The sequence below is a fragment of the Clostridium beijerinckii genome (assembly GCF_008705175.1).
Lineage (GTDB): Bacteria > Bacillota > Clostridia > Clostridiales > Clostridiaceae > Clostridium > Clostridium beijerinckii.
Genome location: NZ_CP043998.1, coordinates 2,096,907 through 2,123,068, shown reverse-complemented (window position 1 = coordinate 2,123,068; position 26,162 = coordinate 2,096,907). Strand labels below are relative to the sequence as shown.

Below are 26,162 nucleotides of genomic sequence, written 5' to 3'. Positions count from 1 at the left end.
TTTTAATTGTAAATATAAAAACAATTTCATGATGTTTATACCATGAAATTGTTTTTATTTAATGTTATAAAAATTAATTATTATCAATATCTAATATTGTCTTCAACAAAACATTTGCACCCTTTAAACAGTTTTCAAGTGGTGTAAATTCTTTTTCGCAATGACTGTGCCCCTTTTCACTTGGAACAAAGATCATTGTAGTTGGAATGATATCTGTAATAAATTGTGCATCATGTCCCGGACCACTATACATTCTTTTTGTTGAATATCCAAATTCTTTTGCATTTTTTTCAACATAATCTACAAACTCAGAATAAAAATGAACTGTATTTCTTGACCAAGCTTTTTCATAACTTGCTTCACATTTTTCAACAACTTTAGGAATAGCCTTAATTATTTCAAGAACTTGATTAATTACTTCTGGATCTTGATGCCTTGCATCCAAAGTGAATTTAACATAATCAGGAATTACCGTATGGATATTTGGATGAGCTGAAATCTTTCCTGTTGTATATACTAGCTTACTATCAAGCTTGTCTAGTTCATCATGAAGATATTGAATAGTTTTTACAGCCGCATATAGAGCATCTTTTCTATATTTCATTGGAGTTGTTCCAGCATGATCTGCTTGACCTGTAAATGTAAATTCATAATTTATCATTCCGCAAACACCTTCAACTACTCCTATATCAATTTTTTCATCTTCTAAAACAGGTCCTTGTTCAACATGTAATTCAACTAGTGCCCTGTATTTTTCTGGATTCATTCGATTTTCTATTTTTCCCATATATCCACTAGCTTCTAATGCTTCCTTAAATGTAACTCCTTCAGTATCCTTAGATGCTAACATAACGTCTTTATCAAATTTTCCTGTAATAACACCCGATGACATCATTGCTGGTTCAAAGCGTGCCCCTTCTTCATTAGTCCATATAACAACTGTGATTGGATGTTTATGAGCTATTTTTTCAGTTACTATAGTTTCTGCAACTTCTAATCCAGTAAGAACTCCCAAAATACCATCATAATTACCACCTTGTTTAACTGAATCAGCATGAGATCCCATCATAATAGCAGGTAACTTTTCCTCTCCTGGAATGGTTGCATATATGTTCGCCATATCGTCGGTTTTTATCTCCATACCAAGTGCTTTGCATCTTTTGCAAAATTCTTCTCTTGCTTCTAAAGCAGCAGGTGATAAAGACAACCTTGTGATTCCTCCTTTACCTGTATCTCCGAATTTACTAAATGTTGTGATTTTGTCTTGAAGCCTTTCTTTATTACAAGTTAACATATGAATATCCCCCTTTAAATTTAGTATAGTAATTATTTTTTCACTCTCTTTCCTGGTTCTACTGCCCTTACAGGACATACAGTACTGCATAATTGACAGCCTACACATTTATCTACTAACAAGATTGGCATTCTTGTATTTATGTCCACCTTAATTGCTTGATGCCCACCATCATAACATGATAAGTAACATCGTCCACATCCTATGCACTTTTGCCTATCAAACCTTGGATAACAAATACTGTCTCTATCAAGTTTATCTGTTGGCACAATATTAGGTAAAGCACTACCAACAATTTCAGATATATTTTTATATCCTTGTGAACTTAAGTACAATTTCATTCCATTAATTAAATCATCGATAATTCTATAGCCATATTGCATTACAGACGTTGTTATTTGCAAATTTTCACATCCTAAGGCCATAAATTCAGCTGCATCTTTCCATGTTTCGATACCACCCATCCCACTTATTGGCGCATCTTTTAGTTCTTCACAAGCTTTCATATCATGAATAAAGCGTAAAGCAATTGGTTTTACTGCTTTTCCTGAGTATCCTCCTACACTAGTCTTACCTTCAACATTAGGTTCCGATTCAAAGTTTTCTAGGTTTAGATTCATAATACTCTTAATTGTATTAATTGCTGCAATACCTGTTGCTCCTGCCTCCATTGCAGCCATTGCTGGTATTTCCATATTTCCAATATTAGGTGTCATCTTTGCAAGTATAGGTAAATTTGTTCCCTTTCTAGTAGCTTTAGTATATAGTGCTACCAAATCTGGATTTTGTCCAACATCTGAACCTACGCCTTTACTTGTCATATGCGGGCATGAGAAATTACATTCAATAATGTCTGCTCCTGCCTCTGTCATTAGCTTGGCCAATTTAGTCCATTCTTCTTCGTTTTGCCCCATGATTGATGCAACAATAATTTTGCTTGGATAGTCTTTTTTCAATCTTTTTAAAAATCCTATATTCTCTTCCAATGTGTGATCCGAAATCTGCTCTATATTTTTGAACCCAACAAATGGAACACTTTCTTTACTTAAAGCAGTAAACCTTGGTGAAACCTCCTTTGGTACAAACATTCCAATAGTCTTAAATGCTACCCCTGCCCAGCCCATTTCAAATGCTTTAGCTACCATTTCGTAATTGCTTCCAACTACTGATGATGAAAGGAAAAATGGATTTTCACACTTCACCCCACAGAAGTCTATTTCTAAATCAACTTCATTTTCTTTAACTCTAGATTCAGTTGATATTGCTTTCATAACTTTGTCAATTGGTACTGATTTATTAATTTTTCCTTTTAAGCAAGCCTCCTTACATGGCTTTTCTTCACATGTGTCACAAGGAAGTAGATTGGGCAGTTTATTTACTGCCCCAGCCTTATTTTCAAACCTTAAAGAACGGATAATAGTATCCACTTCAAGGAAGTGGGGACAAGCTTTGCGACAAGGTGCTTCATCGCACAACAAACACCCTGACACATATTCATTTGTTGAAATATCTTTATAAAATAAACTACTCATTTCCATTCCTCCTAAATTATCGCTTATCTGATGTTTAGCCACTATAACTCTCATTATTCTTAATCTGTAGATAACAGTATCATAATCCTAGATAACTTGAACTACAGTCCAGGCACTAAATATCACCTAAGCCAAGTTCCTATTTACTTTCTTCCTACTCGTTTCACAAATTGTCCAAATCCTGCTTTTCCAACGAATTCACCATTATCATAAACTAAATTCCCACGCACATAGGTTTGAACTGGATATCCATGAAGAGTTTTGCCTTCCCAAATTGTATGATCATAATCTGAATGCATATTCTCTACCGAAATTGTGAAGTCTTTATTTGGATCATAAATTACAATGTCTGCATCTTTTCCAACTGTTAGAGAACCTTTTTCTGTACATCCAAATATTTTAGCTGGATTAAATGAACATAATTCTACAGCTCTATTAAAAGTTATTTTTCCTTCATTTGCTGCTGAAAGCATATATGGATATAAATTTTCTACGCCTGCACACCCATTTGGAATCTTCGTAAAATCATCTTTCCCCCAGTCCTTTTCATAGCTTTGGAATGGGCAGTGGTCTGTAGCTACAGTATCAATATCTCCCGATTTAATAGCTTTCCAAAGTGCATCTTGACTTTCTTGCCCTTTCATTGGTGGTGAACATACAAAATTTCTGCCATCTTCTCTTTTATAAACATCGCATGTAAATTCCAAATATTGTGGGCATGTTTCAACATATATATCATGACCTTCTCTTTTGGCTTCAATAGCAGTTTCTAATCCTTCCTTGTCTGCCATATGAACTAAATATAGTGGGGCTCCTATGGATTTAGCTAAATGCACTGCCCTTTTATCTGCCTCAGCTTCAACAAATTCTGGTCTGCTTAAGTAGTGATACCATGCTGAAGTTTTTCCTTCTTTTAAGAAGTTTTCAATATTTAAATCAATCAAATCGGGATTTTCAGCATGGATGTTTGTCATCGCCCCAGTTTCTTTAGCCTTCAATAGTATTTTCACTAAAGTCGCATCATCTACCATCATGCCCTCTTTTTTATAAACTAAGAAACATTTAAAACTAGGTACTCCATATTCAACCGCATCTTCAAATTCATCTAAGATAGTTCCTTCATTTAAATCAGTTATGATACAATGAAATGCATAATCTACGCACGCCTCTGTATCACACATTTCTTTTCTTGTTTCAATGGTTTCAATTATTCCGTTGCCTTTTCTTTGCATTGGATAATCAAATACTGTTGTAACACCTCCGCAAGCAGCTGCCCGTGTTCCGGCAAGATAGCTGTCAGCTGAAACAGTACCTCCAAACGGCATAGCTAAATGAGTATGTGCGTCTATAGCCCCTGGTAATATTAACTTACCTTTAGCATCTACAACACTTGCACCTTCTTCTGAAAAACCTGTTCCAATCGCTACAATCTTTCCACCTTTTACAGCAAGGTCAGCTACATAAGATTCTAATGGTGTTACAATAGTTCCATTCTTAATAATTAAATCCATAAGTATTCTCCTTCCATTTATATATATCCTTAATATCTAAATAACTAATTTAGTTAATAATTTTCTCTTTAATGCTTCTGCTTTTTGTTGTACTTTTGATTTAGGCTTCCTAATATATTTGTATTTTTAATAAATTAGTTCTTTTGCGATAAATTACTTTCTTAAATTAAAATTTTTGTTATATAAATTTTAAGATGATTCTGTGTGGATTTAACCACACATGAATCAATTTTTATCATATTATTTTGTTGCTTCTTCCCAATACTTTGAAGTGAATGTTGTATCATCTACCACTGGAGTTTTAGCTAAATCTTTATTATAAAGTTTTAAGAAATCCCCTGTTTGCTTAATTGCATTCATATCTATTTGTCCAATTTTTGAAGTATCAAATCCTTGAGGTGCTACAAGTTTAGCAACTTCTTTCGCCATATAAACTTGGTGATCTAATGAAACTGATTTATCTACATCATAAACTGTTTTTCCTGCTGCTTCAGGATCTTGGACTGCATCTTTCCACCCCTTTATAGATGCCTTTAAGAAACGAACTAATAAATCTTTATTCTTACCTGCCCATTCAGAGTTTACAAATAAACAATCTTCCATCATTGCAACACTTTCATTGTTCATATCAATCACATTTAAATCCTCTTTCTTCATGCCGCCTTCAAGTAATAAACCAAATTCGTTATAAGTCATCGCTGATGCTGCATCAACTGATCCTTCTTTTAATTGATCCATTGTAAAGTCTTGTTGTACAAGTTTTAGGTCTTTTTCTTTATCTAAATTGTATTTTGAAAGTAGTGCAAGAAGTTCATATTCATTGCCACCAAACCAGTTACCTACTTTCTTACCAGCTAGATCTTTTGGCGAATTAATACCTTTTTCTTTTTTAGATACTAATAACATACCTGATTTTTGAAATACTTGAGCGATTTCTTGTAAATCATACCCTTGAGCTTGGTAAGTCATTAAACTTGAAACCCAAGTTACCCCTATATTGGCTACACCATTATAAACATTTTGTTCTGGAATAATGTCACTTCCTCCTGGAAGAATTTGAATATCTATTCCTTCATCTTTATAGTACCCTTTTGCTGCTGCTACGTAATATCCCATAAATTGTGATTGCGGAAGCCATTTTAATTGAAGTGTTACTTTTTCTAACTCCCCATCCTTCTTTGTAGTATCCTCTGATTTAGTTGCATCTTTCGCTGTTGTTTCTGATGTTTTTGATCCACATCCTATAAGCATCGTCCCCATCATTAATACAGCTAACCCTAAAGCTAATAACTTCTTTTTCATAATAAATTCCTCCTTATTAAATAAATATTATTTATCTTATACATGCCATCTGTGTGTTCTCTTGAAGTTCTAAGAGATATCGGTGACTTTCAATTTTACTTATAAAGCAAATAGTATATTAGGTTGAACTAAACTTTTCTATTTTAAAGTTGGTATTATCTTTGTGACGCATGCCATTTTATGGTTCTACGTTCTATTAATAAAATAATTAAGTATAAAACAATCCCAACTAATGCTGCCATTACTATATAGGACCACCCCATGGCCATCATTCCTTTTCTTAAATTATCTTTAATTCCAAAACCAATACCTGAAGTTGATGCTGCAAAGTATTCACTTATCATAGCCGCCATTATTGCTGCTGCCACATTAATTTTTAATGCAGTTAAAACACTCGGAAGACAATTAGGTAAACGAAGCTTGAAAAATATAATTTTTTCTGGTGCTGCATATGACTCTAATAAATCTTTTGCAAATGGTTTTAAATCATTTACTCCCCTATAGGAATTAATTGCCATAGCTGCCATACATACAACCGTTACAACACCAACTTTTTGTGCAAAACCACTTGTAAACCAACGATTCATAATAGGAGATAATGCAACAATTGGAATTGCATTAAATGCAGCTATTACACTAAGTCCTGTATATCCCCACTTTGGAAACTGCGTAGCTATAACTGCAACAATAAACCCAATTATGCATCCTAAAGCAAGTCCTACCAATGCTCCAGAAACTGTAATCATTGTGTCAGTTAGGGCTTTAGAAAAATTATCACTTAAAGTTTTTATAATTTGTGATGGTACTGGTAATTGAAATGGCTTAAAACCCAATGCAGCATGAATGATACCAACTTGCCATGCGATTATCATTAATATTCCAAAACCTAAAGGCCATAAGACATTTTTAATTTTTTCATTCATAAAATTACCTCCCTATGTAGTCTGTTTTCTCCAAGGCATACAAATTTTTTCGAATAGTATTACTATAAAATAACTCAAAATCCCCATTAAAGCGCTGGTAACTACTGATCCCCAGAATACATCTTTTGTTCCTGAGTATAACGAGTATAAAAGTTTCACTCCAATTCCGCCACTTGAACCTAACATGTCAACTAATATAGATGCTGTTATTGACATTGGTGCCGCTATTTTTAAACCAGCAAATAAATATGGCATTGAATATGGAATCATAAGCTTATAATATATGCTTTTCTTTTTTGCAGCATATGAGTATAGCAATTCTTTTTTATCGCTTTCTACACTATTTAATCCGCTAAGCATATTTACTGAAACTGGGAAAAATGTGATATATGCTGCAATTACTATCCTAGAAGTATTCATATCCCTGACTAAAGTAAAGATTATAGGAGCTAACCCGAGTACAGGTATCATTTGTGATATTATTAAATAAGGTAATGATATTTTTTCTGCTATTTTCGATAAACTCATAATTATTGCTAAAACAAATCCTATTGCAGCTCCAAGTGCAAACCCAAATACAGCTCTTGAAAAAGTAAGTCCAGCTGCGCTCATTAAATCAGTGAAATTTTCTGCTATTGATATGATGACACTATGTGGATAAGGCAGTTTTGCTCCAGCCATTGGATCATGCATCACTTGTTCTAGAAAGAAAGCTACTAATTCCCAAGCTATAAAAATTCCTATAGCCCAAACTAGATTAACTTTATATTTCTCTTTCCTGCTAATCATAATCATACCCCCTCAAAGCTATTTCTTATTTTGGTTATATAATCATAAAATTGTTTTGACTGTTTTGACTCCATATTTCTTGGTCTTGGTATGTCAATATCAATCACAGCAGAAACACGTCCTGGATGTGGAGATAAAACCACAACTTTATCCGATAAAAATACTGCTTCTGAAATATTATGGGTTACAAAAACTACTGTCTTTTTGGTCTTTGTCCATATTTCTAAAAGATCTTCATGAAGCTTTTCACGTGTAAATTCATCTAAAGCTGAGAATGGTTCATCCATAAGAAGTATTTCCGGATTAATGGCTAATGCTCTTGCTATACCAACCCTTTGCTGCATCCCTCCACTTAATTCATAAGGATAATGCGTACCAAAGTTAGTAAGTCCAACTAGATCAAGCATTTCCGTAACTCTTGAAGTACGATCCTGCTTCTTCATTCCTAGAAGCTCCATTGGCATACAAACATTTCTTCTTACTGTTCTCCAATCGTATAGAACTGGATTCTGAAATACTATGCCATATTTCTTTTGAAGTCTTATTTCTCTTGGGCTTTGTCCTCGTACTATCACTTTTCCTGAAGAAGGTTGCAATAGATCAGCTATAATACGAAGTAATGTTGTCTTTCCACAACCAGAAGGACCTAGTAATGAAATAAATTCTCCTTCTTTGATTTCTAAATTAACATTCTTAAGCGCTGTTACTGGTTCTCCACCATTCTTATCTTGGTAAACCATACTTAAATCTTCAATTTTAATTTCTACTTTTTCTTCTTTCTTTCTAAAAGCATTTCTGCTTTCAAATTCTGTATCTATTTCATTTAACATACTCATTGATTTACGCCTCCTTTTAAACAAAAAACGGTACAAAACTATTTGTTTTGCACCGTTGCAATCACTTCATATTCACCATAACTTACTGTATATAATTAATAAGTCTTCCTTTTTAACTTCTTTTATAGTATTTGACGGACTTCCACTGTTCATAGCATCTTGCGCCATCTTATCTACGACTTTATTGAATTCTTCTTTATTAATTCCATACTCTTTTAAATTTGGTATTTCACATATGTTACATAACTCTGTTAATTTTTCTAGAAAAGCTTCTGCTGCTTCCTTATCACTTTTCTTATCATTTGTTGCATTAATTGCTCTACCTATTGCACCAAAACGTTCATAGCTTCCATCTAAAACATAAGATAAGCATTCCTTTATAAGCATAGCATTTGAAATTCCGTGAGCAACATGAAAATTAGCTCCAATTGGTCTGCTCATGCCATGTACCAAGGTAACTGAAGAATTATTTATACATACGCCAGCTTCATATGCAGCAATAGCCATTTCTTCTCTAGCCTTTTTATTTTCACCATCTTTATAAACCAATGGTAAAAACTCAAAAATTCTTTTGATTGCAGATAATGCGAAGGTATCTGTTAAGGAATTTGCTTTTCTTGATGTATAAGCTTCTACCGCATGAGTTAGGGCATCCATTCCTGTTGCCGCTGTTACGCTTTTAGGTGATGTCATTGAGAATTTGGAATCAATCACTGCCAAATCAGGTAGTAATGCTTCTCCCTTTAGAAGCATTTTTATATTCCTCTTTGAATCTGTAATAACCGTAAATTTGGTAGCTTCTGAACCTGTCCCTGCTGTAGTTGGAATCAAAACCAATGGTGGAAAATCTCCTTCAATTGTTTTTCCCATGTAATCAGATATTGAACCTTCTAATTTTGTCATAGCAGCAATTGCTTTACCGCTATCTAATGAACTCCCTCCTCCGATGGCAATACAGAAATCACATTCAGCATTTTTATAAACTTTTACGCCACTTTCAATCATTATATCGGTAGGCTCTCCAATGATATCATTGAAAATTTCATATTCAATTCCTAAGTTATTTAAACAGTCTGTCAAAACTTTAACTGTTCCAATTCTAGTTACATTTTTTCCAGATACAATAAATGCTTTTTTTCCAAAGGATTTTATCAAATTTTCACTTGATTCTAATGCATTATCTCCAATAATCGTACGTCCTGGTAAACTAAATTCATATGCCATTTTCTCACCTCATCTAGATAAATTGTTTGTCTACAATTCCAAGTACTTCGTCTAATTTAGCTAGTTCCTCTTCTAACTGCTCCTTTGTAATTATTAATGGAGGAGCAACAAGTATCATGTTCTCATGAGTATATGTCATAAACTTTCTTTCCTTTAATAATCCTAGAATTTTCCCCATAACTCCTTCCGGATCCTTTCCATATGGTACTAAGGGTTCCTTGCTTCCTTTATCCTTTACTAATTCTACTGCTGAAAATAATCCAATATATCTCACATCTCCAACTGATGGGTGAGAAGCTTTCATCTCTTCTAGTTTTTCACCAAGTACACTACCTACTTCGTTAACATTTTTTAATATACCTGCTTCTTCATAATAGTTTATACACGCTACACCTGCTGCACAAGCTAGGGGATGTCCACTATAAGTTAGTCCGCAAGATAATAAATTATCATCAAAGTAAGCTGCTATTTCTTTACTTACTACAACTCCACCAAGTTGAACATATCCACAAGTAACACCTTTTGCAAAAGTTACTATATCTGGTTTTACATCAAAATTCTCAAAACCAAACATTCTACCTGTTCTGCCCCAGCCTGTCATAACTTCATCACAAATCATTAAGATTTTAAATTCATCACATAAAGCTCTAACTCCTGGAAGATATCCTCTTGGCGGAATGATAACTCCATTTGAACCTGTTATAGTCTCTAAAACTATTGCAGCTACGCTATCAGGTCCTTCATAAATTATTTGTTCTCTTAGCTTGGCCAAGTAATATTTTGTTGCGGCTTCTTCTGATTCGAATTCTATTGGTTCTCTATAAATATATGGATCAAAGAATTTTACGAATCCTGGAATACCAGGTTCTAATTGATATCTTCTAGGTTCACCTGTTAAATTACCAGCACCAAACGAAGATCCGTGATAACTTCTATAACGGCTGAACACCTTTGTCTTACCTGTAAACATTCTTGCTATCTTTACAGCATTCTCATTTGATTCTGCACCTGCATTTGTAAAAAATACCTTCCCCATATTATCAGGCATTAATTCAATGATCTTCTTTGCAAGCTTGGCTCTAGATTCGGCTCCATAAGATGGCCCTACAAAACAATATTTATCTACTTGTTCTTTTATTGCATCTCCAATCGCTTTATTTCCAAAACCTAAATTCATATTAACAAGTTGTGACGACATATCTGAATATCTATTTCCATCATAATCCCAAAAGTAAATACCATCAGCTTTTTCAACTGAAATAGGATTTAAATTTCTTTGTTTGCTCCATGATTGTAAATTATATTCTTTTAAAGTACTCCTAATTTCTTCACCATTCATCTTTATACACTCCCCTATATACATTTAATATTTTCCTCAAATAAAAAAACGGAACTTATTCAAGTGAACAAGCTCCGTTGCTGTTATCTCTATTAAATTCGTTTTTTCTTTAAGTTGTTTTTATTATATACTAGTAAAACTGTTATATCAATGAATAAGTGACTAAGTTTATTTGTGCAACTGCACATTTAGGCACATTAATATAAATAACAAGTCCCAAGTTGCCTACATAACATCCTTCACAAAAAAACCTAAATAAAATCGTAGTTTTTCTTCTAAATTTGATGGATTATATCCAGTAATCTTTTCAATCTTTTTAAGCTGATTATTTACTGTATTCCTATGAATATATTGTTTTTCAGCAACAAGACTTTGACTACCGTTGTTCTGTAAAAACATATATAAGAAGCTCATTAAATCAGTATTATTTTCCTTATCATATTTTTCTAACTTACCTAGAGTATCATTGTAATATTCTTTAAGCACCTCTTTATCCTTAGCATTTAAAAGCAATTTATGAATATCTAATTTATCATAAAACACCATTTCTTTGCCTTGTTTTTGGGCCATCGTCATTGCTGTGAAAGCATTATTAAAATTCTCCGCCTGCATTTTAATACCTGCTTTATTTTCACTTATTCCCATATGAACCTTCCATGAAGGTTCATTCCAATTCTTAAAAAAAGTATCAACAAAATTAGTGACATCGTAATTTCCATAATTCACAAGAGCCAGAACCCAAGAATCTTTATATGAAAATGAAATATATAATTCATGAATACTTCTAGCTAATCTTTCTGAATACATTTTAATTTTATTCATATCAAATTCTAATTGATTGTCTTCTTTGTGTTCAAAGGACATGACTATAAAGCAAAAATGACTGTCTCTCAAATATCCATATCTCTCCATCTGTAAAATTAATGTTTCTATATCACCTGTTTTAAATATAATATTCTTAATCGTACTTGCTATACTTATTTCTACTTGCTCACTTTGCATTATTCGATAACATATATTCCGTGTTAAATCTACCATTCTTGTTTCCCATGGAATAGTATAAAGAGGCATTTTTATTCGGTCACAATATTCTATAACATCGTTAGGTATTGACTTGGTGTATGGCCCAATATTTACAACAAAAGCGCTTGCCCGAGCAGCATATAGCTTTTTTGTATATTCTAACAACCATCCATCGCCATCATTTAGAATGCCTGATGTAAGGACAACTTCATTTCCATGAAGAAATTCACTCACCTCATCATTTTCAATAATATGTACCCATTCCACTAGATTATTAAGGCCTTTCTGTCCTGCTAGCAGTTTCATTTGATACAAAACGGCCCCATTTCCAAATAATTTCCCTACAGTAATTGACATATTATCACCCCAATTTTATATAAAACTATAAGAGTTTTATGCCTATTATATCATAATTTTATTTTAATTAAATTTTATTAAATAATACAAAAACTTATTTATATTATTTATTTATAAACAGAAACTTAATAAAGTTAAGTTGGTTTTACAATTAGTACTATTTACTATAAAATAATTAGGATGTATTCTGCATAAAAAAATTCTACCCATATTACTTAAAGCAATAAATAAAGAGGCACTTTGATAAAAATCAAAATACCTCTTTATTTTGTTGCTTTACTTATTATTACTTGACTTTAAATATTCTTTAACACTTGGCGATATTCCTATAATATATACGCTAAAGATATACACTATCATTAACATAGTAATCATTATATTAGGCGAAATCATAATTGCTGCAACTGCCGCTAGAATGACAATTATAAGCAAAATTATCATTATAATCTTAGCCCATGCTTTTCCTTTAAATATAAAATATAAGAGAATAGCTTCTACTACAGTCCTAGTTAGTCCTGAAATTATTCCTATGTTTCCTTGCATAAAATAGCTAACTGCAGTTGTAACTATACTTACAGCTAATATTGCTATCACCATGGATAAAAATAGTTTTTTTCCTTTTTCTACACTTTTCATAATATCCTCCATAACAATGTATTAAACCAATTGGATATAACGTTTTAATTAAATAAGTTATCTCTCTTTATTTAGGACGTAATTATTATTAATAATTACTTATTTATTTTTACTTAACATTGCGTTATTATTCCTTAAAAATAAATATTTATGTACATTACCATATTTTATATTTATTATAACATGAATTCATAGAATTTATATTCTTATTTTCATTCATAATTATTGGGAAGCTAATAAAGGCTCCCCAAAATTTAATATTTTTAATTATAGAAACTTAGTTTTTACATTGCTTTGAAAATATATTTGTTAAATTTAGTTTTTTAACTCTTGATCTTATTTCATCATTATCTATGCTATACAATCCTAAATCTTTCATCCTTTCAAAATATTCTGCTCCTGAAAATGTATATCTTTCACTCATTTTTCCTTCCTTAACTTTGTCATTTGCATATGCAATAATATCACCTGTAGCAAGCTCTCTTGGCAATTCTAATAAAGGCTTTTTCTCCAAATATTGAACTGCATTATAACCTGCTAAAGTCCCTGTAGTCATAGCCTCAGTATGACCTACAAAGAATCCACTTTTTTCACCTCCACAAAATAAATTTTCAACGCCATTTACTTGCATTGAATTATTTCTAGGCGCAGCACATAAATATCTAATTGAATTACCATTACTTCCAACCAGTGGATCTATATAAACTACATTTTCTAATCCTTTGATTTTCCTTAACTTGTCCAATGGATAGTGAGACGTCATAAGCTTTACGCGCCCCGTATCTAATAATATAATATTCTCCGCAAATTCTAAGGTAGCATATTGTTGGCATACCTTTTGTTCTAACTTTTCTAAATGTACATCTTCCTTAGGTATAGGAATAACTACAACTCCATTTTTCTCTAATTCTTTTATTATGTCTTTTGATAAAGATTCTCTAGGAAATTCACAAGATCCGCTCATTGCACCCTTCATTCCATTTGTTCTTTCTCCTACTAAGTCATTTACTCCTGCTCTACTGCTTATACTAACTCTTGCACCAAAGCTAGGACATCTTAATGTACACATGACGCATCCATTTCCATACTTCACACAATTAGGCATTGATCCTGTTGAGCCTGTAGTTTCTACAAATACATCTCCAGTTATAATATCTTTATTAAATAATACCAATGATTTTATTTTATTGCCTTCCATATTTACATCTGTTATTCTACTTTGCAAAAATATTTTAACTCCACATTCTATTAAATATCTTCGAACAATGGGTTCAGCTTTACCTATATCACATAGCCATGCATGTTTGTGCTCTGGGAAATCTATATTCTTATGAATTGCTATTGAATCCATAATTCTTATGAAATCACCTGCACCAAGATTTATCAGCTCTTCTGCAGCAGTATATCTTCCATTATTCCTCATTATTCCACCAACATTTCCTACTCCAAGTAGCAAATCAGTTCTCTCATATAACTCAACTTCTGCACCTAATTTTACTGCTTCTAATGCGGCACAGCACCCTGCCCATCCTCCACCTATAATTATAACCTTCATTTTATTCTCCTTTAAAATAGTTATCTGTTATATATTGTATTCAATTTTTTGTCTAAGTTGAGTCTTATCATGTTTACTGATCAAATTCTCTAAAAATTTATCACCACCTATTAACATATAAAAGAGCCAAAAAGCTTATCTTGTATACTTTTTGGCTCTTTAAAGATTTATAACACTGACTATAATTCCTGAAATAATTTTTATCTAGCCATTATATAAATTTTTTTCATGTCTTCCATATTGAGCTTTTGAAATTCCCCTATGGTTCTAGTATCTTTGAAGCTACATTTATAAGCTAGGTCATCAATTTGATCATCTGTCAAATTAACTCCAAGTTCTTTTATTGATATTGGCATATCAATAGAATGATAAAAACTTTCCATTGCTTCTATTCCCTCTAATGCAACTTTTTCTGGATGATAAAAGTCATTGGTTATTCCCATTACGTTTACAGCGAATTGTACAAAACGGCTTATATTACTTTTGTACACATACCTAGCCCAGCTTCCCCAAACTGCTGCCAAACCAGCTCCGTGGGCAACATCAAACATACCTCCAAGTTCATGTTCTAATTGATGACATGACCAATCACCAACTGAACCACATCCAGTTAAATCATTATGCGAAAGACTTCCTGCCCACATTACTTCAGCACGTGCATTATAATCTTTTGGATTTTTCATTAATATTTTTACATTATGAATTACTGTTCTCATTAATCCTTCGCTAATTCTATCTGTTATCTCCATGCTCTGTTCTTTTGTAAAATAACGTTCCATAGTATGCATTAATATATCAGTAGCTCCACTGGCAGTCTGATATTTAGGTAATGTATAAGTAAGTTCCGGATTCATAATTGCAAATTTACAACGTGCATACTCAGAATTACATCCTCTTTTCAGCCATCCTTCTTCATTTGTAATAACTGATGAATTGCTCATTTCACTTCCTGCAGCTGCAATAGTTAAAACTGCCCCAACAGGTAAGCAGCCGGTTGGAATAACTTTTTTACTATATATATCCCATACATCACACTCATTAGCTATGCCATATCCTATTGCTTTTGCTGAATCAATAACACTGCCTCCTCCAACAGCTAATATAAAATCTACCTTTTCCTTTTTGCATAAATTGATTCCTTCATATACTTTTGAAAGTCTAGGATTAGGTACAACTCCACCTAAGCTAACATAATCGATTTCAGCTTTCTTTAAAGATTCAAAAATTTTATCCAAAAGCCCAGACTTTTTTGCACTGCTTCCACCAAAATGAACTAGGACTTTCTTACAATTTTGATTCTTTATAATAGTGCCGATCTGTTTTTCTGAATCCTTTCCAAAAATCACTCTCGTAGGAGCATAAAATTCAAAATTCTTCATTATTAATGCACTTCCTTATTTCCAATTTAGTATTAAGTTCTTTAATAATATATTACTCCTTCGAGACAACTCTAAGTCAAGAGAAATATATGAATAAAATTGTAAAATGAAAAACTAACTTCTTGATTGCAAGAGTAAATTCATCTTACAAGAAGTTAGTATCAATTGAATACTCAACCTATCACAGCTTCAAATAAAAATTTATTTTAGAGTGTGATGTTATTCATTTCATTTATCATATTGGTGACTAGATCATCCATTCCTATATTCTCTAGCCCACTAGGAACTATAAAATTAGGATCGTCTAACTCTCCACCAGCTTTAGCTATAATTTGTTTTGCTCTTTCGGCATTATTTTCATCTGTATTTACAATCACCTTATAATTTACATCAGCTATTTCTTCAAAACCGCCCATACCGCTTACTATTGGATTTGCAGCTGCCATTAGCCCGTAACCCGAATCAACCGTAGGATTGTCGTTAGATAGTATTAAATTTGCCAAACTATTTGTACTGCTTTCAGTGCCTGGCCTGTTTTGCCCTGGATTATCATTTGTATAATGATCATTTATATCTGCCACAGCATCTTTTATACCTATTTTATTTAATGCTTCTACAGCTTGATTAGCAGCTTTTATACCACTAAAGTAACCTTCCATCTTCATAAAAAATACCTCCTTTTATAATTTTATTCAGTGGTATTTTTTCACTATGCTTAAACTATTATTCCTAAATCTTGAATATCTAAATATCTTTTTTAAATTCTTTACACTAAAAAGCAACTGCAGGGTTGCTTCATTTACCTATCCCACAATTGCTTTTTTATAATTACCTATTTATTGGGTTCACATGGATATATATAATTTCCTATGGTACGAACTCTTAATCTTTCTGGATCACATTCTTCTTGTTCTGGAATTACGAACACTACTTTACGCTCAATAGTTCCACATGCATCACGATCGCAAGGATCTTCATGTGCCATTGTTACAAATCCTTTGAATGCAAGTATTCTATCACAATCATCATATAAAATAGCTGCAATAGCTACTTTTTTGCCTAAGCAAACATTATTTACTTTTATTTTTACTGTTACTAATTTTGCACCATGCTTTTCCAAATTAACTGGTTTTGATTTGATTGTACTACATAATTCGCAGTCATGCTTAGTACACTTACATTTATTTTCATATCTTTCCATTCTATACAACTCCTTGCATATAAACTCAAAATGAAATAAAAGTTACTTATATTGACTTGGTCATTTTAAATTTTTTATAGTTACATATATCATTAAAATATATCTTCAACATAAAGAATAAGTTGATATATGTTCTCCAAAATCAAATGAGTATCTTTAAAACGCTTTTATTGCATATATGCAATGCTTTATGAGCAGCGAATTTTCAATGAAAATATTTAATGCGCTTCCTATGTTTATAATATATTCTCTAATAAATATTTATGTGAAAGAAAACGACATTTTTTCCTATAAAATAAAATCATTAATTAAAATAAAATGATATTTCCTGCAATAATCTTCTTTTTTCTTTGCTATTATTTGAAAACAGATATAAAATTAGTTATGATATAATAGATATACAACTGTTTTAGGGGGACATATATGATTGGAACATTACTTATAAACAGGTATGAGTTGCTTGAAAAAATAGGTGAAGGTGGCATGGGAATTGTCTATAAAGCAAAATGCCATTTATTAAATAGATTTGTAGCTGTAAAAATATTAAAATCAGAATTAAGCAATAATGAAGAATTTATTCTCAGATTTAAGAGAGAGGCAAATTCAATTGCAAGTTTATCACATCCAAATATAGTAAATATTTATGATATTGGCTCAGAGAATAATATTAATTTTATTGTTATGGAATATATTAATGGTAAAACATTAAAACAAGTATTAAAGGATAATGTACGACTCAGTCCAGATACCACCTTAAATATATCTTTACAAATGGCTGAAGCTTTAATATACGCTCATAAAAATAATATAATTCATAGAGATATAAAGTGTGATAATATTTTAATTTCAGATGATAACATTGCAAAATTAACAGACTTCGGAATTGCAAAACTTCCAAATTCTTCAACAATAACAAATTCAAATAAAATTATAGGCTCAGTACATTACTTTTCACCAGAGCAAGCTAAAGGAGGATATGTTGATTTCAGGACTGACATCTATGCTCTTGGTATTGTCATGTATGAAATGATTACTGGAAATGTTCCTTTTAATGGAAAAACATCTATTTCAGTAGCAATTATGCATATACAAGAACCTGTTATTCCGCCAAAGAATTTTATTACAGATATACCTGAGAACATTAATTTAGTAATTCTAAAAGCCTTAAAAAAAAATCCAGCCGATAGATTTAAATCAGCCAAAGAATTTGCTAATGTTTTAAGTTCACTAAAAGAAAATCCCAACTTAAAAATAGACTTTAATAGCACATTAATAGATGATTCAACTGTCATGATTGATACCCATAAAGAAATTGATCCCACTGTGGTTATGAGCAAAGAGCCAATACAAGAAACTGTGCTATTAAAGAGCGTCACTAATAATTTACATATAAGCAACCTAAAAAGTAAATCAAAAAAAGTTATTTTACCAATTGGGCTAATTGCTTTTTGCATTGCTGCCTTTGCCTTAGGTAAGTATTTCTATGGAGGATTATCTAGAAATACAGGATATAAGGATTCTCCTATAAATAGCAGCATTGAAGAAAATCCTTTAGGAACCACTAGTAAAGAGAATAATGACAAGTTGCAACCAAGTGAAAAAAGGCAAGTACCACTATTAGTTGGAAAATCTCAAGATACTGCTGAATCTCTTATAAATAGTAATGAATTTTTACTTGGAAATATCAGTTATGAATACAGCGATAATGTATCAAACGGTCTAGTTATAAGTCAATCTCCTACTGTTGGTACATCTTATGAAAAAAGTGGAAAGATAGATTTGATTATAAGCCAAGGACAAAAAGTTACTCAACCTGCACCAGAAACGAGAAAAAATAATAGCAATAATAATGGTAACGGTAATGGAAAAGAGAAAAAGCAAAAAAATAAATGACCAAAGGAAAGTTTATCTCCTTGGTCATTTCTTATTAAAATTGAACTTTATACCCTGATATAAGTAGTTTCACGACAGCATTATAACTTTTAATTCCTTCTGTTTGACCACCAGCTTTTAATATCTTATCATATACATTATCATACAGCTTTGATATTTTACCTCTATAATTGCTCCAGTATAATGAATCATTTTTTAATTCTAATTTCACATTATCTGAAAGTTCATTATTTATTCTTTTAAAGGCTTCTTGATTGAAATAATATAAATCATTCATGCAGTAAGAATACGCCATAAGATATCCGCTATATTGATATTCATAATTTTTAGAGTTAGTGCATGCTAGAAAACTTATATAATTTGCCTCATCTTCACTATTAAAACCTCTTACATGGCTCAATTCATGACAAATTGTACTTGGAACGTTCCATTTGGGCATATCATTATTATAATTAGCTTCAAGTGTAAAAGTTGTTTCTCCCTCCAACAATTGATATGACATAAGTTTTGAAAAAACAACTGGCTTTGGATTTGGATAAAAACCTTGCAAAGATGGATAAATTTCTCCTATACGTTCCATACTGATTATTCCTTCTTTTCTTGCATCATAATCTAGCTTTAGTAGTCCATCTTCATCTCTTTTTATATTTCCATCTAATTCATTTAGTCTAACTTTTAGATAATCACAAAGTTCTATTAGTTTTTCTTCTGAATTATCCTGCACTTTTAATCCAGTTAATTCAACAAAATTTGATCTGAATGAGTTTATCCCTAGAGTCATTATATTTAAAAATACAAATGCTGATATATATATAAGCACATTTGAAGTTACTCTGATTATTATTTTTTTTAATGAAAGTTGTTTTGAAAAAAGTAAATATGTATAATTTACTATTCTTACAAGAATATATATAAGGAAAGCATATAATATTATTTCGTATACTGAAAATGGTATTAATGACAAACATCTTGAAAGCGTATTTACCAATATTGAATAAATATACTTGTAATAGAAATTTGAAAATCCATATATATATCGTGCCATTGCAAATAAAAGGATGCTGAATCCAAGTAGTAATCCGCTTGTTATAAACTTAGTTTTAATTGATATATTCTTTTTTCTTTTTAGTAAATTTCCCATTCTCAATATTCCTTTCTTACTAAGAAACTAACCTTCTAATATTGTAAATCAGTTCCAATATCATTATAATATCACTTTTTATTTTTACATTCTATACTAAAAAAGGCAGTAAATTTATAAATACAAATTCACTGTCTTTTTATAATTCCTATACATATCTTACAATATTGATTTTGTAAATAAAATTTACTCCTGAGATACTATATAAAAAACCTTCTAAATATAAAGTGCCATATAAATAGCTTATATGACACTTTACCGACATTAAATCAATTATATATGATTTGCGACCTCATATGCATCCCAGATAGCATACATAATATTCGAAACCTTACGTGCATCTCCTAATAGATAAATTTCTGGAATATCAAATTCCAATTCTCTATATAAAGAATTTTCTTCTTTATATCCTACTGAAAGTATTACTGAATCACATTTAATTTTTTCTACTCCATTTTCTGTTTCTATCTCAAGATTTCCATCCTTATAGGCTTTAACTTTTGAATTTACTTTTACTTCAATACCGTTAAATGGTATTAATCTTTCAAGCATTTCACTATTTGCAGAGCACAAAGGACCATTTAGTGCAAGAATCTTATGCAATGCTTCTACTATAGTAACTTTCTTACCCTTCTTAGCTAGATCAAGCGCTAATTCACATCCAACTAATCCACCACCAACTATTACAGTATTATTACCTGACTCTTTCTTTCCTAATAATACATCTGCTGCTGTAAATACTTTATCATCATCTCCCAATGAAAATACTTTAGGAGTAGATCCTGTTGCTATTATCACAGAATCTGCCTTATGACTTAGTATTTGCTCTTTTGTAATTTCACTATTTAAATTAACTTCCACCTTTAGTTCCTTCAATGTATTTGCATACCAGTTAGCTAATGCAATATCATCTTCTTTAAAGTCTGGCGAACCTCCTGGTATAAGATTTCCACCTAATCTATCAGTCTTTTCATAAAGTACTGGCTCATGCCCTCTAAGAGCTAAAACTCTTGCTGCTTCGCAACCTGCAACTCCACCACCAACTATAAGTACTTTTTTCTTTCCTAATATAGTAGTTAATGCATTGTCCTTTTCTTTACATGCTTGTGGATTTACCGCACAGTTAAGCATAGCATAATTTTGAAGACGTCCCATACATCCTTCTTGACATGATATACAAGGTCTAATTGAATTACACTTATTTGCCCTTAATTTATTTACATAATCAGGATCTGCAAGAAGTGGCCTTCCAAGACTCACAATATCACAAGTTCCATTTTCAATTGCCTCAAGAGCCATATCAGGATTGTCCATTCTTCCAGCACATATTACTGGAACATCAACAGTTTCTTTCATTAATTTAGCATATGGTCTGTATAACCCCTTTTCTTGATACATTGGTGGGTGACTCCACCACCATGAATCATAAGATCCAACGTCTGTATCTAATGAATCATATCCATAGGATACAAGTAACTTAGCAGCTTCAATACCTTCTTCTAAATCTCTTCCTTTTTCAATAAATTCTTCTCCTGGAAGTGCTCCATCTCTTAAATCTTTAATAAAACTCTTTGGAGAATATCTAAGAGTTACAGGGAACTCCTCTCCACATCTATCTTTAATTTCTTCTACTATTTCACGTGCAAATCTAAGTCTATTTTCTAGGCTTCCACCATATTCATCAGTTCTATGATTAAATAATGAAATAGCAAATTGATCTATTAAATAACCTTCATGTACAGCATGGATTTGAACACCATCAAATCCTGCTCTCTTTGCATTATAAGCTCCATCTCCAAATTTTTTAACTATAGATTTAATTTCATCTATTGTAAGTTCACGACATATTTTATCAAGCCATCTATGTTGAATTGCTGATGGTGCAACTGGTGGATATTCTCCAAGATTAGTAGGAATTGTAACCCTTCCAAATCCACCTGACATTTGTAAAAATACTTTTGCATTATATGCATGTATCCTTTCAGTCATTTCTTTGCTTGTTCTAACAAAATGTACTGGATTATGTGTAGGACATGGAGTACTTGGCATACCATGTTCTTCTACTTCATTATCTACAAAAGTAACTCCAGTTATAATTAAGCCTGTCCCACCTTTAGCTCTTTCAGTATAGTAGTCAATTCCCCTTTGATTAAATCCACCTTCGCTATCAGCTAGTCCAAGTGGTCCCATTGGCGCTAATGCAAAACGATTTTTTATCTCACAGTTACCAATTTTAATAGGTTCAAATAGCTTTTTATACTTATTCATAAATTTCCTCCCATAATGTTTAAACGTTTAATTATCTGATTATCCTAATTCCTTTATTCAACTATATTATAATACTGCAAAAATAAACATGTCAACATTTACATGTTTAACAGTTAATATTTTTCTATTTCACTTTATATTTTACTATGCTAAAATTGTCATTGGATAAACTCAAGCAAATAAGCTACAGAAATATTAGAGGTGCATGTATGAGAACTTTAAAGTATGCTATTTTAGGACTTATTAATAGAAATCCTTTAACCGGATATGATATAACAAAGGAATTTAACTCTGGATTAGTTGAATTTTGGTATGCTAAGCATAGTCAAATATATCCTGAATTAAAGAAATTAACCGATGAGGGGTTAATTTCATACGAGACTGTTATACAAGGAGAAAAGTTAGAAAAAAAGTTATATACTATAACTGAAAAAGGGCGGAAGTCATTGCAGAAATGGCTTTCAAAAGACGATCCTTTAGAGCCAACCCCAAAAGATATTTTTAAACTTAAAGCTTATTTTTGTGATGAGATGGATCACGATACTTTAGTAAAGCAGTTTAAAAATACACTAACCAAACACATTGAAAGATTGGAATACCTTGAAAATTCAATGGATGAGCTTTTAAAGGCAAAAGACATTTTAACAGTATCCTCTTCAGATTTCGGGGGCTATATAATATTGAACGGGGCCATCATGAGGGAAAAATCATACATAGAATGGCTAGAAGATTGTTTAAAAAAGATGCATTTATAGTATACAATTTTCTTGGTAAATTAATCTTTAATTGCTTAGATATAGATAAACAATATATAACTTAGACTTATGCAACCACCTGCCGAAAGTAAAAACATTGTTATTTCACAGGGCTATGAAAATTTCGCTGAAAGTACTAAATTGCAGGTTGTTCAACTAATGCTTGCCCCCAATTTCATTGTGACAAGCATTAGTTGAACAACCTACAATTAAGAGCTTTTAACAGCTCATTTTCAATGCCTGATGCATAAAAATGTTTCTACTTTCTAATATGGTATTTATTAAAAACTAGATTTATGTGATAACTTATGGAAATCACAAATATTTTGATTCCGAAAAGCTATGAAAATATCGCTGAAGGTTCTAATCAGAAGGTTGTATCCTCTTTACTAAAATAAATTAAAAATTCAAGTTATTTTCATCAATAAATTAGAATTATTTTTTTAATGTGAAAAAAACTATATAATAAAATATCTTAAGGAGGATCACAAAAATGAAAAACTCTAGATCAAAAAGCTTATATATATTAGTAATAATATTGTTTATAGTAATCATATCTGCATTTTCTTTTTTCAGACATTCCAATAGTAATCCGCCCAAAGGCAATAGTGATTTATCAAATAACGAAAGCCAAGACCCTTCATACTATAAAAGTCTATATGGTACTTGGACTATTGAAAAGCATATACCTTCCAATATAAAAACTACTCTAAGTGAGTCTACTATTTCTCTATGTATAGGTCAAAAGTTTACTATAGAGAAAGATAAGATTTCCTCAATTTACGGAGCTGTATCTGATCCAACTATTAATGAAGGAACAATTACAGCTACAGAATTTTATAACACTTATAATGATACTTTCAAAAATCTTGGTATTTCAGGTGATAAAATTAAATATATAAAAATAACTGAGCCTGAAAAGACAACTCATTCTGCAACTCTTTTTATTACCGATGATGAAAAAGTCTATGCCCTATTAGGTGGAGCACTTTTTGAATTAAAGAAACAGTAAGAAAGCCAAAAAGATAACTAAATTAATACTAGTTATCTTCTTAGCTTTCTTATTATTTATTTCCTTGATTTCTCCATGAAGTAACATATTCATCTAAAATTTTATGAAGTGCCTCTCCAATCCTTGAATATGCATCATCATTAAGATTAGCCAGAGATATTCTAATTGACCACTCTGGTCCTTTAAAACCTCCACCACTTAATAGAACTATAGCTGATTCCTCAGCTAATTTGTATAAAATATCTACCGGCTTATAGTTAATTTGAAGATATTCACCAAATTCACTTCCATAATAGCAAGTAGCCCATTCTAATAAATCAAATTCTGTATAATATGCAGCATCATACGGATCTTCTCTTAAATCCAATCCGAGGCCATTAAACAAAAGCTTTTGTCTTCGTTTGCAAATATCTTTGGTTTGTTTTTTATATATGTTTTCTTCGTCTAATAGAGCAAACGCACAAAAGAAGGCCATTTGAACTTGCTGTGGAGTTGATAATCCTGCCGTGTGATTAAGAGCTACTTGTCGGCTGTCTGCTACAATTCTATCTATAAATTTTATATCATCTGGAGTCGTTGAAAGATCTCCATACCGCTGCCTTAACTCAACCTTTTTATCTTCTGGTAAATTCTTTAATAATTTATCAAAGACATTCTCTGAATAAAGTGATATTGTTCCAAGTCTCCATCCAGTTACTCCAAAATATTTCGAAAAAGAATAAACACCTATCGTATTATATGGCAAGTCTGCCATTAGAGATCTATAATTATTTACAAAAGTACTGTAGACATCATCTGAAATAATCATTAAATTATGGTTATGTTTTTCTACTATATTTATTAACTGCTTAACGCTCTCTGGTTTAATTGCTACAGAAGGGGGATTGCTTGGATTAACAACAAATAGAGCTTTAATACTAGAATCTTTAAGCTTATTAAGCTCTGATTCTGGGTATTGCCAAGTATGAGTTCCATCCTCTGTAAGTTCCGTCGCTTCAATATGTACAATTTCAAAGTTATATCGTGGCAAATGTGGTATTTCCAAATAAGGCGTAAAAACTGGAACCATTAGTCCTATTTTGTCTCCAGGAGCCAGCAATTCATTTGCGATTAAGCTATCGAATATATAACACATTGCTGCAGTAGCCCCTTCAACTGCAAAAATATTAAATCTTCCTACAGGTGGTTTATTGTAACAAAGCTCTGAAACAAGATACTCATGAACAATTTTTTCAATATGTATTAGCATCCGATCTGGCACTGGATAATTATCTCCTATAATAGAATCTGTAAGCTCAAATATCCAGGAGTCTGCATCAAACCCTTGATTTTTAATACCATAATCGCTTATTCTTCTTAAAAGCTCTATTCCTGGCATCTCTTTATTTTTGTCTAAAAAATCATAAAATCTTTCAGCTATCCCCTCTTTTTTAGGCATACCAGCTAAATCGCCATCATTCCAAACTCTTCTTGTTTCTTCTACTGCAAAAATTCCAAAAGTAAAAAAAGCTTCCCTAGGTGTTGCAGCAGTCCAATTAGGATTACCTCTTCCTGCGTTTAATAACGTACGGGCACTCTTTTTTCTTTGCCCCTCAGCTAAATTTATTAATTCATTTTTGAATTCAAATGGACTTATTTTACCATAAACTTTTTCTATTTCTTGACGCTGAACATTTTTAATACTCATAAATAGTACTCCTTACTCAAGTTATATGAACATATTTGTTATTATTGTTCAACAAGTTACGATAATTTATTCCTAACTGATTATACAACTTTTTAGAAGAATATTTTTTCAGATACTGAAAAATTATCAAATGTGCACTTAAATTCCCACGGAAATGTCTCTTGAATATAAGCTTTAAAGATGTTATTATTATTTCACTGCAAGAAAATGCTTGTCATTATAAGTAATTTTCGTGCTAGATGGGGAGCTAGCGGTGCCCTGTAACCTGCAATCCGCTATAGCAGGATTGAATTCTCATTATAGGCTTTAATCCATTTGGTCAGTTTAATACAAGCGGTGTTGAGAATCGGGTCCCATGGCAGCAGAAACTCGTGAATTCCGTCAGATCTGGAAGGAAGCAGCGGTAAATGATAACTTCTGAGTGCCGTGGATAAACCTAGTTTGAGCTAACTATATTAGTAGCGCAAGTATGTTAATTGTCAACAATGAGTGCACGTTTCCTTGA

At 31.8% G+C, this 26,162-nt stretch carries 21 protein-coding genes and 1 other RNA gene; 4 read left to right on the top strand and 18 right to left on the bottom strand.

What is annotated here, in order from left to right; all coding sequences use genetic code 11:
* Window positions 1–73: 73 nt before the first annotated feature.
* The 15 genes from F3K33_RS09645 to F3K33_RS09575 all read right to left on the bottom strand — a co-directional run bounded on the left by F3K33_RS09645 (window position 74) and on the right by F3K33_RS09575 (window position 16,901).
* On the bottom strand, window positions 74–1,294 hold the full coding sequence (locus tag F3K33_RS09645; RefSeq protein WP_039772911.1) for a Zn-dependent hydrolase: 1,221 nt from the start codon (window positions 1,292–1,294) through the stop codon (window positions 74–76).
* A 32-nt stretch (window positions 1,295–1,326) separates the two neighbouring features.
* Complete coding sequence (preA, locus tag F3K33_RS09640) at window positions 1,327–2,826, bottom strand: NAD-dependent dihydropyrimidine dehydrogenase subunit PreA (protein ID WP_039772914.1); 1,500 nt, start codon at window positions 2,824–2,826, stop codon at window positions 1,327–1,329.
* 143 nt (window positions 2,827–2,969) lie between these two features.
* Entirely contained in the window at window positions 2,970–4,337 is a 1,368-nt protein-coding gene (gene hydA, locus F3K33_RS09635) for a dihydropyrimidinase (protein ID WP_039772916.1), read from the bottom strand.
* Window positions 4,338–4,577: 240 nt separating this feature from the next.
* The gene (locus F3K33_RS09630; RefSeq protein ID WP_012058172.1) at window positions 4,578–5,639 is read right to left on the bottom strand and encodes an ABC transporter substrate-binding protein; all 1,062 of its coding nucleotides are present in this window, start codon (window positions 5,637–5,639) and stop codon (window positions 4,578–4,580) included.
* Between the two features lie 155 nt (window positions 5,640–5,794).
* The gene (locus tag F3K33_RS09625; RefSeq protein WP_039772918.1) at window positions 5,795–6,562 is read right to left on the bottom strand and encodes an ABC transporter permease; all 768 of its coding nucleotides are present in this window, start codon (window positions 6,560–6,562) and stop codon (window positions 5,795–5,797) included.
* Window positions 6,563–6,574: 12 nt separating this feature from the next.
* On the bottom strand, window positions 6,575–7,351 hold the full coding sequence (locus tag F3K33_RS09620) for an ABC transporter permease (protein ID WP_012058170.1): 777 nt from the start codon (window positions 7,349–7,351) through the stop codon (window positions 6,575–6,577).
* Between the two features lie 2 nt (window positions 7,352–7,353).
* Entirely contained in the window at window positions 7,354–8,187 is an 834-nt protein-coding gene (locus F3K33_RS09615; RefSeq protein ID WP_023975841.1) for an ABC transporter ATP-binding protein, read from the bottom strand.
* 72 nt (window positions 8,188–8,259) lie between these two features.
* Complete coding sequence (locus F3K33_RS09610) at window positions 8,260–9,411, bottom strand: iron-containing alcohol dehydrogenase (RefSeq protein ID WP_039772920.1); 1,152 nt, start codon at window positions 9,409–9,411, stop codon at window positions 8,260–8,262.
* Window positions 9,412–9,424: 13 nt separating this feature from the next.
* Window positions 9,425–10,750, bottom strand: a complete 1,326-nt coding sequence (locus tag F3K33_RS09605) for an aminotransferase class III-fold pyridoxal phosphate-dependent enzyme (RefSeq protein WP_039772922.1) — start codon at window positions 10,748–10,750, stop codon at window positions 9,425–9,427.
* Between the two features lie 225 nt (window positions 10,751–10,975).
* Window positions 10,976–12,130, bottom strand: a complete 1,155-nt coding sequence (locus F3K33_RS09600) for a PucR family transcriptional regulator (RefSeq protein WP_039772924.1) — start codon at window positions 12,128–12,130, stop codon at window positions 10,976–10,978.
* A 276-nt stretch (window positions 12,131–12,406) separates the two neighbouring features.
* On the bottom strand, window positions 12,407–12,766 hold the full coding sequence (locus F3K33_RS09595) for a hypothetical protein (RefSeq protein ID WP_039770417.1): 360 nt from the start codon (window positions 12,764–12,766) through the stop codon (window positions 12,407–12,409).
* Between the two features lie 277 nt (window positions 12,767–13,043).
* The gene (locus tag F3K33_RS09590) at window positions 13,044–14,321 is read right to left on the bottom strand and encodes an FAD-dependent oxidoreductase (RefSeq protein WP_039770414.1); all 1,278 of its coding nucleotides are present in this window, start codon (window positions 14,319–14,321) and stop codon (window positions 13,044–13,046) included.
* Between the two features lie 200 nt (window positions 14,322–14,521).
* Complete coding sequence (locus tag F3K33_RS09585; RefSeq protein WP_039770412.1) at window positions 14,522–15,700, bottom strand: iron-containing alcohol dehydrogenase; 1,179 nt, start codon at window positions 15,698–15,700, stop codon at window positions 14,522–14,524.
* A 206-nt stretch (window positions 15,701–15,906) separates the two neighbouring features.
* Window positions 15,907–16,365, bottom strand: coding sequence for a hypothetical protein (locus F3K33_RS09580; RefSeq protein ID WP_039770410.1), 459 nt, complete (start codon window positions 16,363–16,365; stop codon window positions 15,907–15,909).
* Window positions 16,366–16,532: 167 nt separating this feature from the next.
* Entirely contained in the window at window positions 16,533–16,901 is a 369-nt protein-coding gene (locus tag F3K33_RS09575) for a hypothetical protein (protein WP_039770408.1), read from the bottom strand.
* A gap of 423 nt (window positions 16,902–17,324) precedes the next feature.
* On the opposite strand from F3K33_RS09575, the gene pknB reads away from it, so the two are divergent.
* Window positions 17,325–18,794: a Stk1 family PASTA domain-containing Ser/Thr kinase gene (gene pknB, locus F3K33_RS09570; RefSeq protein WP_039770406.1), complete on the top strand. Its 1,470-nt coding sequence runs from the start codon at window positions 17,325–17,327 to the stop codon at window positions 18,792–18,794.
* Window positions 18,795–18,828: 34 nt separating this feature from the next.
* On the opposite strand, the gene F3K33_RS09565 is transcribed toward pknB, so the two are convergent.
* Window positions 18,829–19,935 carry a DUF3810 domain-containing protein gene (locus F3K33_RS09565; RefSeq protein WP_031276074.1) on the bottom strand — a complete coding sequence of 369 codons (1,107 nt, stop codon included), beginning with the start codon at window positions 19,933–19,935 and terminating at the stop codon, window positions 18,829–18,831.
* A 273-nt stretch (window positions 19,936–20,208) separates the two neighbouring features.
* Window positions 20,209–22,203, bottom strand: coding sequence for an oxidoreductase (locus F3K33_RS09560; RefSeq protein ID WP_023975830.1), 1,995 nt, complete (start codon window positions 22,201–22,203; stop codon window positions 20,209–20,211).
* Between the two features lie 209 nt (window positions 22,204–22,412).
* Here F3K33_RS09560 and F3K33_RS09555 point away from each other — a divergent pair, with 209 nt between their 5' ends.
* Both F3K33_RS09555 and F3K33_RS09550 read left to right on the top strand, forming a co-directional pair.
* Entirely contained in the window at window positions 22,413–22,958 is a 546-nt protein-coding gene (locus F3K33_RS09555; protein ID WP_023975829.1) for a PadR family transcriptional regulator, read from the top strand.
* Window positions 22,959–23,451: 493 nt separating this feature from the next.
* Complete coding sequence (locus F3K33_RS09550) at window positions 23,452–23,970, top strand: hypothetical protein (RefSeq protein ID WP_023975828.1); 519 nt, start codon at window positions 23,452–23,454, stop codon at window positions 23,968–23,970.
* A 52-nt stretch (window positions 23,971–24,022) separates the two neighbouring features.
* Here F3K33_RS09550 and aspD read toward each other — a convergent pair whose 3' ends face one another.
* Window positions 24,023–25,657: an aspartate 4-decarboxylase gene (aspD, locus tag F3K33_RS09545; protein WP_023975827.1), complete on the bottom strand. Its 1,635-nt coding sequence runs from the start codon at window positions 25,655–25,657 to the stop codon at window positions 24,023–24,025.
* A 230-nt stretch (window positions 25,658–25,887) separates the two neighbouring features.
* Here aspD and ffs point away from each other — a divergent pair.
* Window positions 25,888–26,154, top strand: an RNA gene (gene ffs / locus F3K33_RS09540) — signal recognition particle sRNA large type.
* Window positions 26,155–26,162 lie beyond the last annotated feature (8 nt).

Excerpts from the sequence above, each read along its gene's own strand:
- F3K33_RS09595 (WP_039770417.1), bottom strand. The coding sequence starts at position 12,766 with ATGAAAAGTGTAGAAAAAGGAAAAAAACTATTTTTATCCATGGTGATA.
- F3K33_RS09620 (WP_012058170.1), bottom strand. The coding sequence starts at position 7,351 with ATGATTAGCAGGAAAGAGAAATATAAAGTTAATCTAGTTTGGGCTATA.
- F3K33_RS09625 (WP_039772918.1), bottom strand. The coding sequence starts at position 6,562 with ATGAATGAAAAAATTAAAAATGTCTTATGGCCTTTAGGTTTTGGAATA.
- F3K33_RS09565 (WP_031276074.1), bottom strand. The coding sequence starts at position 19,935 with ATGGGAAATTTACTAAAAAGAAAAAAGAATATATCAATTAAAACTAAG.
- F3K33_RS09605 (WP_039772922.1), bottom strand. The coding sequence starts at position 10,750 with ATGAATGGTGAAGAAATTAGGAGTACTTTAAAAGAATATAATTTACAA.
- F3K33_RS09560 (WP_023975830.1), bottom strand. The coding sequence starts at position 22,203 with ATGAATAAGTATAAAAAGCTATTTGAACCTATTAAAATTGGTAACTGT.
- preA (WP_039772914.1), bottom strand. The coding sequence starts at position 2,826 with ATGAGTAGTTTATTTTATAAAGATATTTCAACAAATGAATATGTGTCA.
- F3K33_RS09550 (WP_023975828.1), top strand. The coding sequence starts at position 23,452 with ATGAAAAACTCTAGATCAAAAAGCTTATATATATTAGTAATAATATTG.
- F3K33_RS09600 (WP_039772924.1), bottom strand. The coding sequence starts at position 12,130 with ATGTCAATTACTGTAGGGAAATTATTTGGAAATGGGGCCGTTTTGTAT.
- F3K33_RS09580 (WP_039770410.1), bottom strand. The coding sequence starts at position 16,365 with ATGAAGATGGAAGGTTACTTTAGTGGTATAAAAGCTGCTAATCAAGCT.
- F3K33_RS09590 (WP_039770414.1), bottom strand. The coding sequence starts at position 14,321 with ATGAAGGTTATAATTATAGGTGGAGGATGGGCAGGGTGCTGTGCCGCA.
- F3K33_RS09615 (WP_023975841.1), bottom strand. The coding sequence starts at position 8,187 with ATGAGTATGTTAAATGAAATAGATACAGAATTTGAAAGCAGAAATGCT.
- pknB (WP_039770406.1), top strand. The coding sequence starts at position 17,325 with ATGATTGGAACATTACTTATAAACAGGTATGAGTTGCTTGAAAAAATA.
- aspD (WP_023975827.1), bottom strand. The coding sequence starts at position 25,657 with ATGAGTATTAAAAATGTTCAGCGTCAAGAAATAGAAAAAGTTTATGGT.
- F3K33_RS09585 (WP_039770412.1), bottom strand. The coding sequence starts at position 15,700 with ATGAAGAATTTTGAATTTTATGCTCCTACGAGAGTGATTTTTGGAAAG.
- F3K33_RS09610 (WP_039772920.1), bottom strand. The coding sequence starts at position 9,411 with ATGGCATATGAATTTAGTTTACCAGGACGTACGATTATTGGAGATAAT.
- F3K33_RS09575 (WP_039770408.1), bottom strand. The coding sequence starts at position 16,901 with ATGGAAAGATATGAAAATAAATGTAAGTGTACTAAGCATGACTGCGAA.
- F3K33_RS09645 (WP_039772911.1), bottom strand. The coding sequence starts at position 1,294 with ATGTTAACTTGTAATAAAGAAAGGCTTCAAGACAAAATCACAACATTT.
- hydA (WP_039772916.1), bottom strand. The coding sequence starts at position 4,337 with ATGGATTTAATTATTAAGAATGGAACTATTGTAACACCATTAGAATCT.
- F3K33_RS09630 (WP_012058172.1), bottom strand. The coding sequence starts at position 5,639 with ATGAAAAAGAAGTTATTAGCTTTAGGGTTAGCTGTATTAATGATGGGG.
- F3K33_RS09555 (WP_023975829.1), top strand. The coding sequence starts at position 22,413 with ATGAGAACTTTAAAGTATGCTATTTTAGGACTTATTAATAGAAATCCT.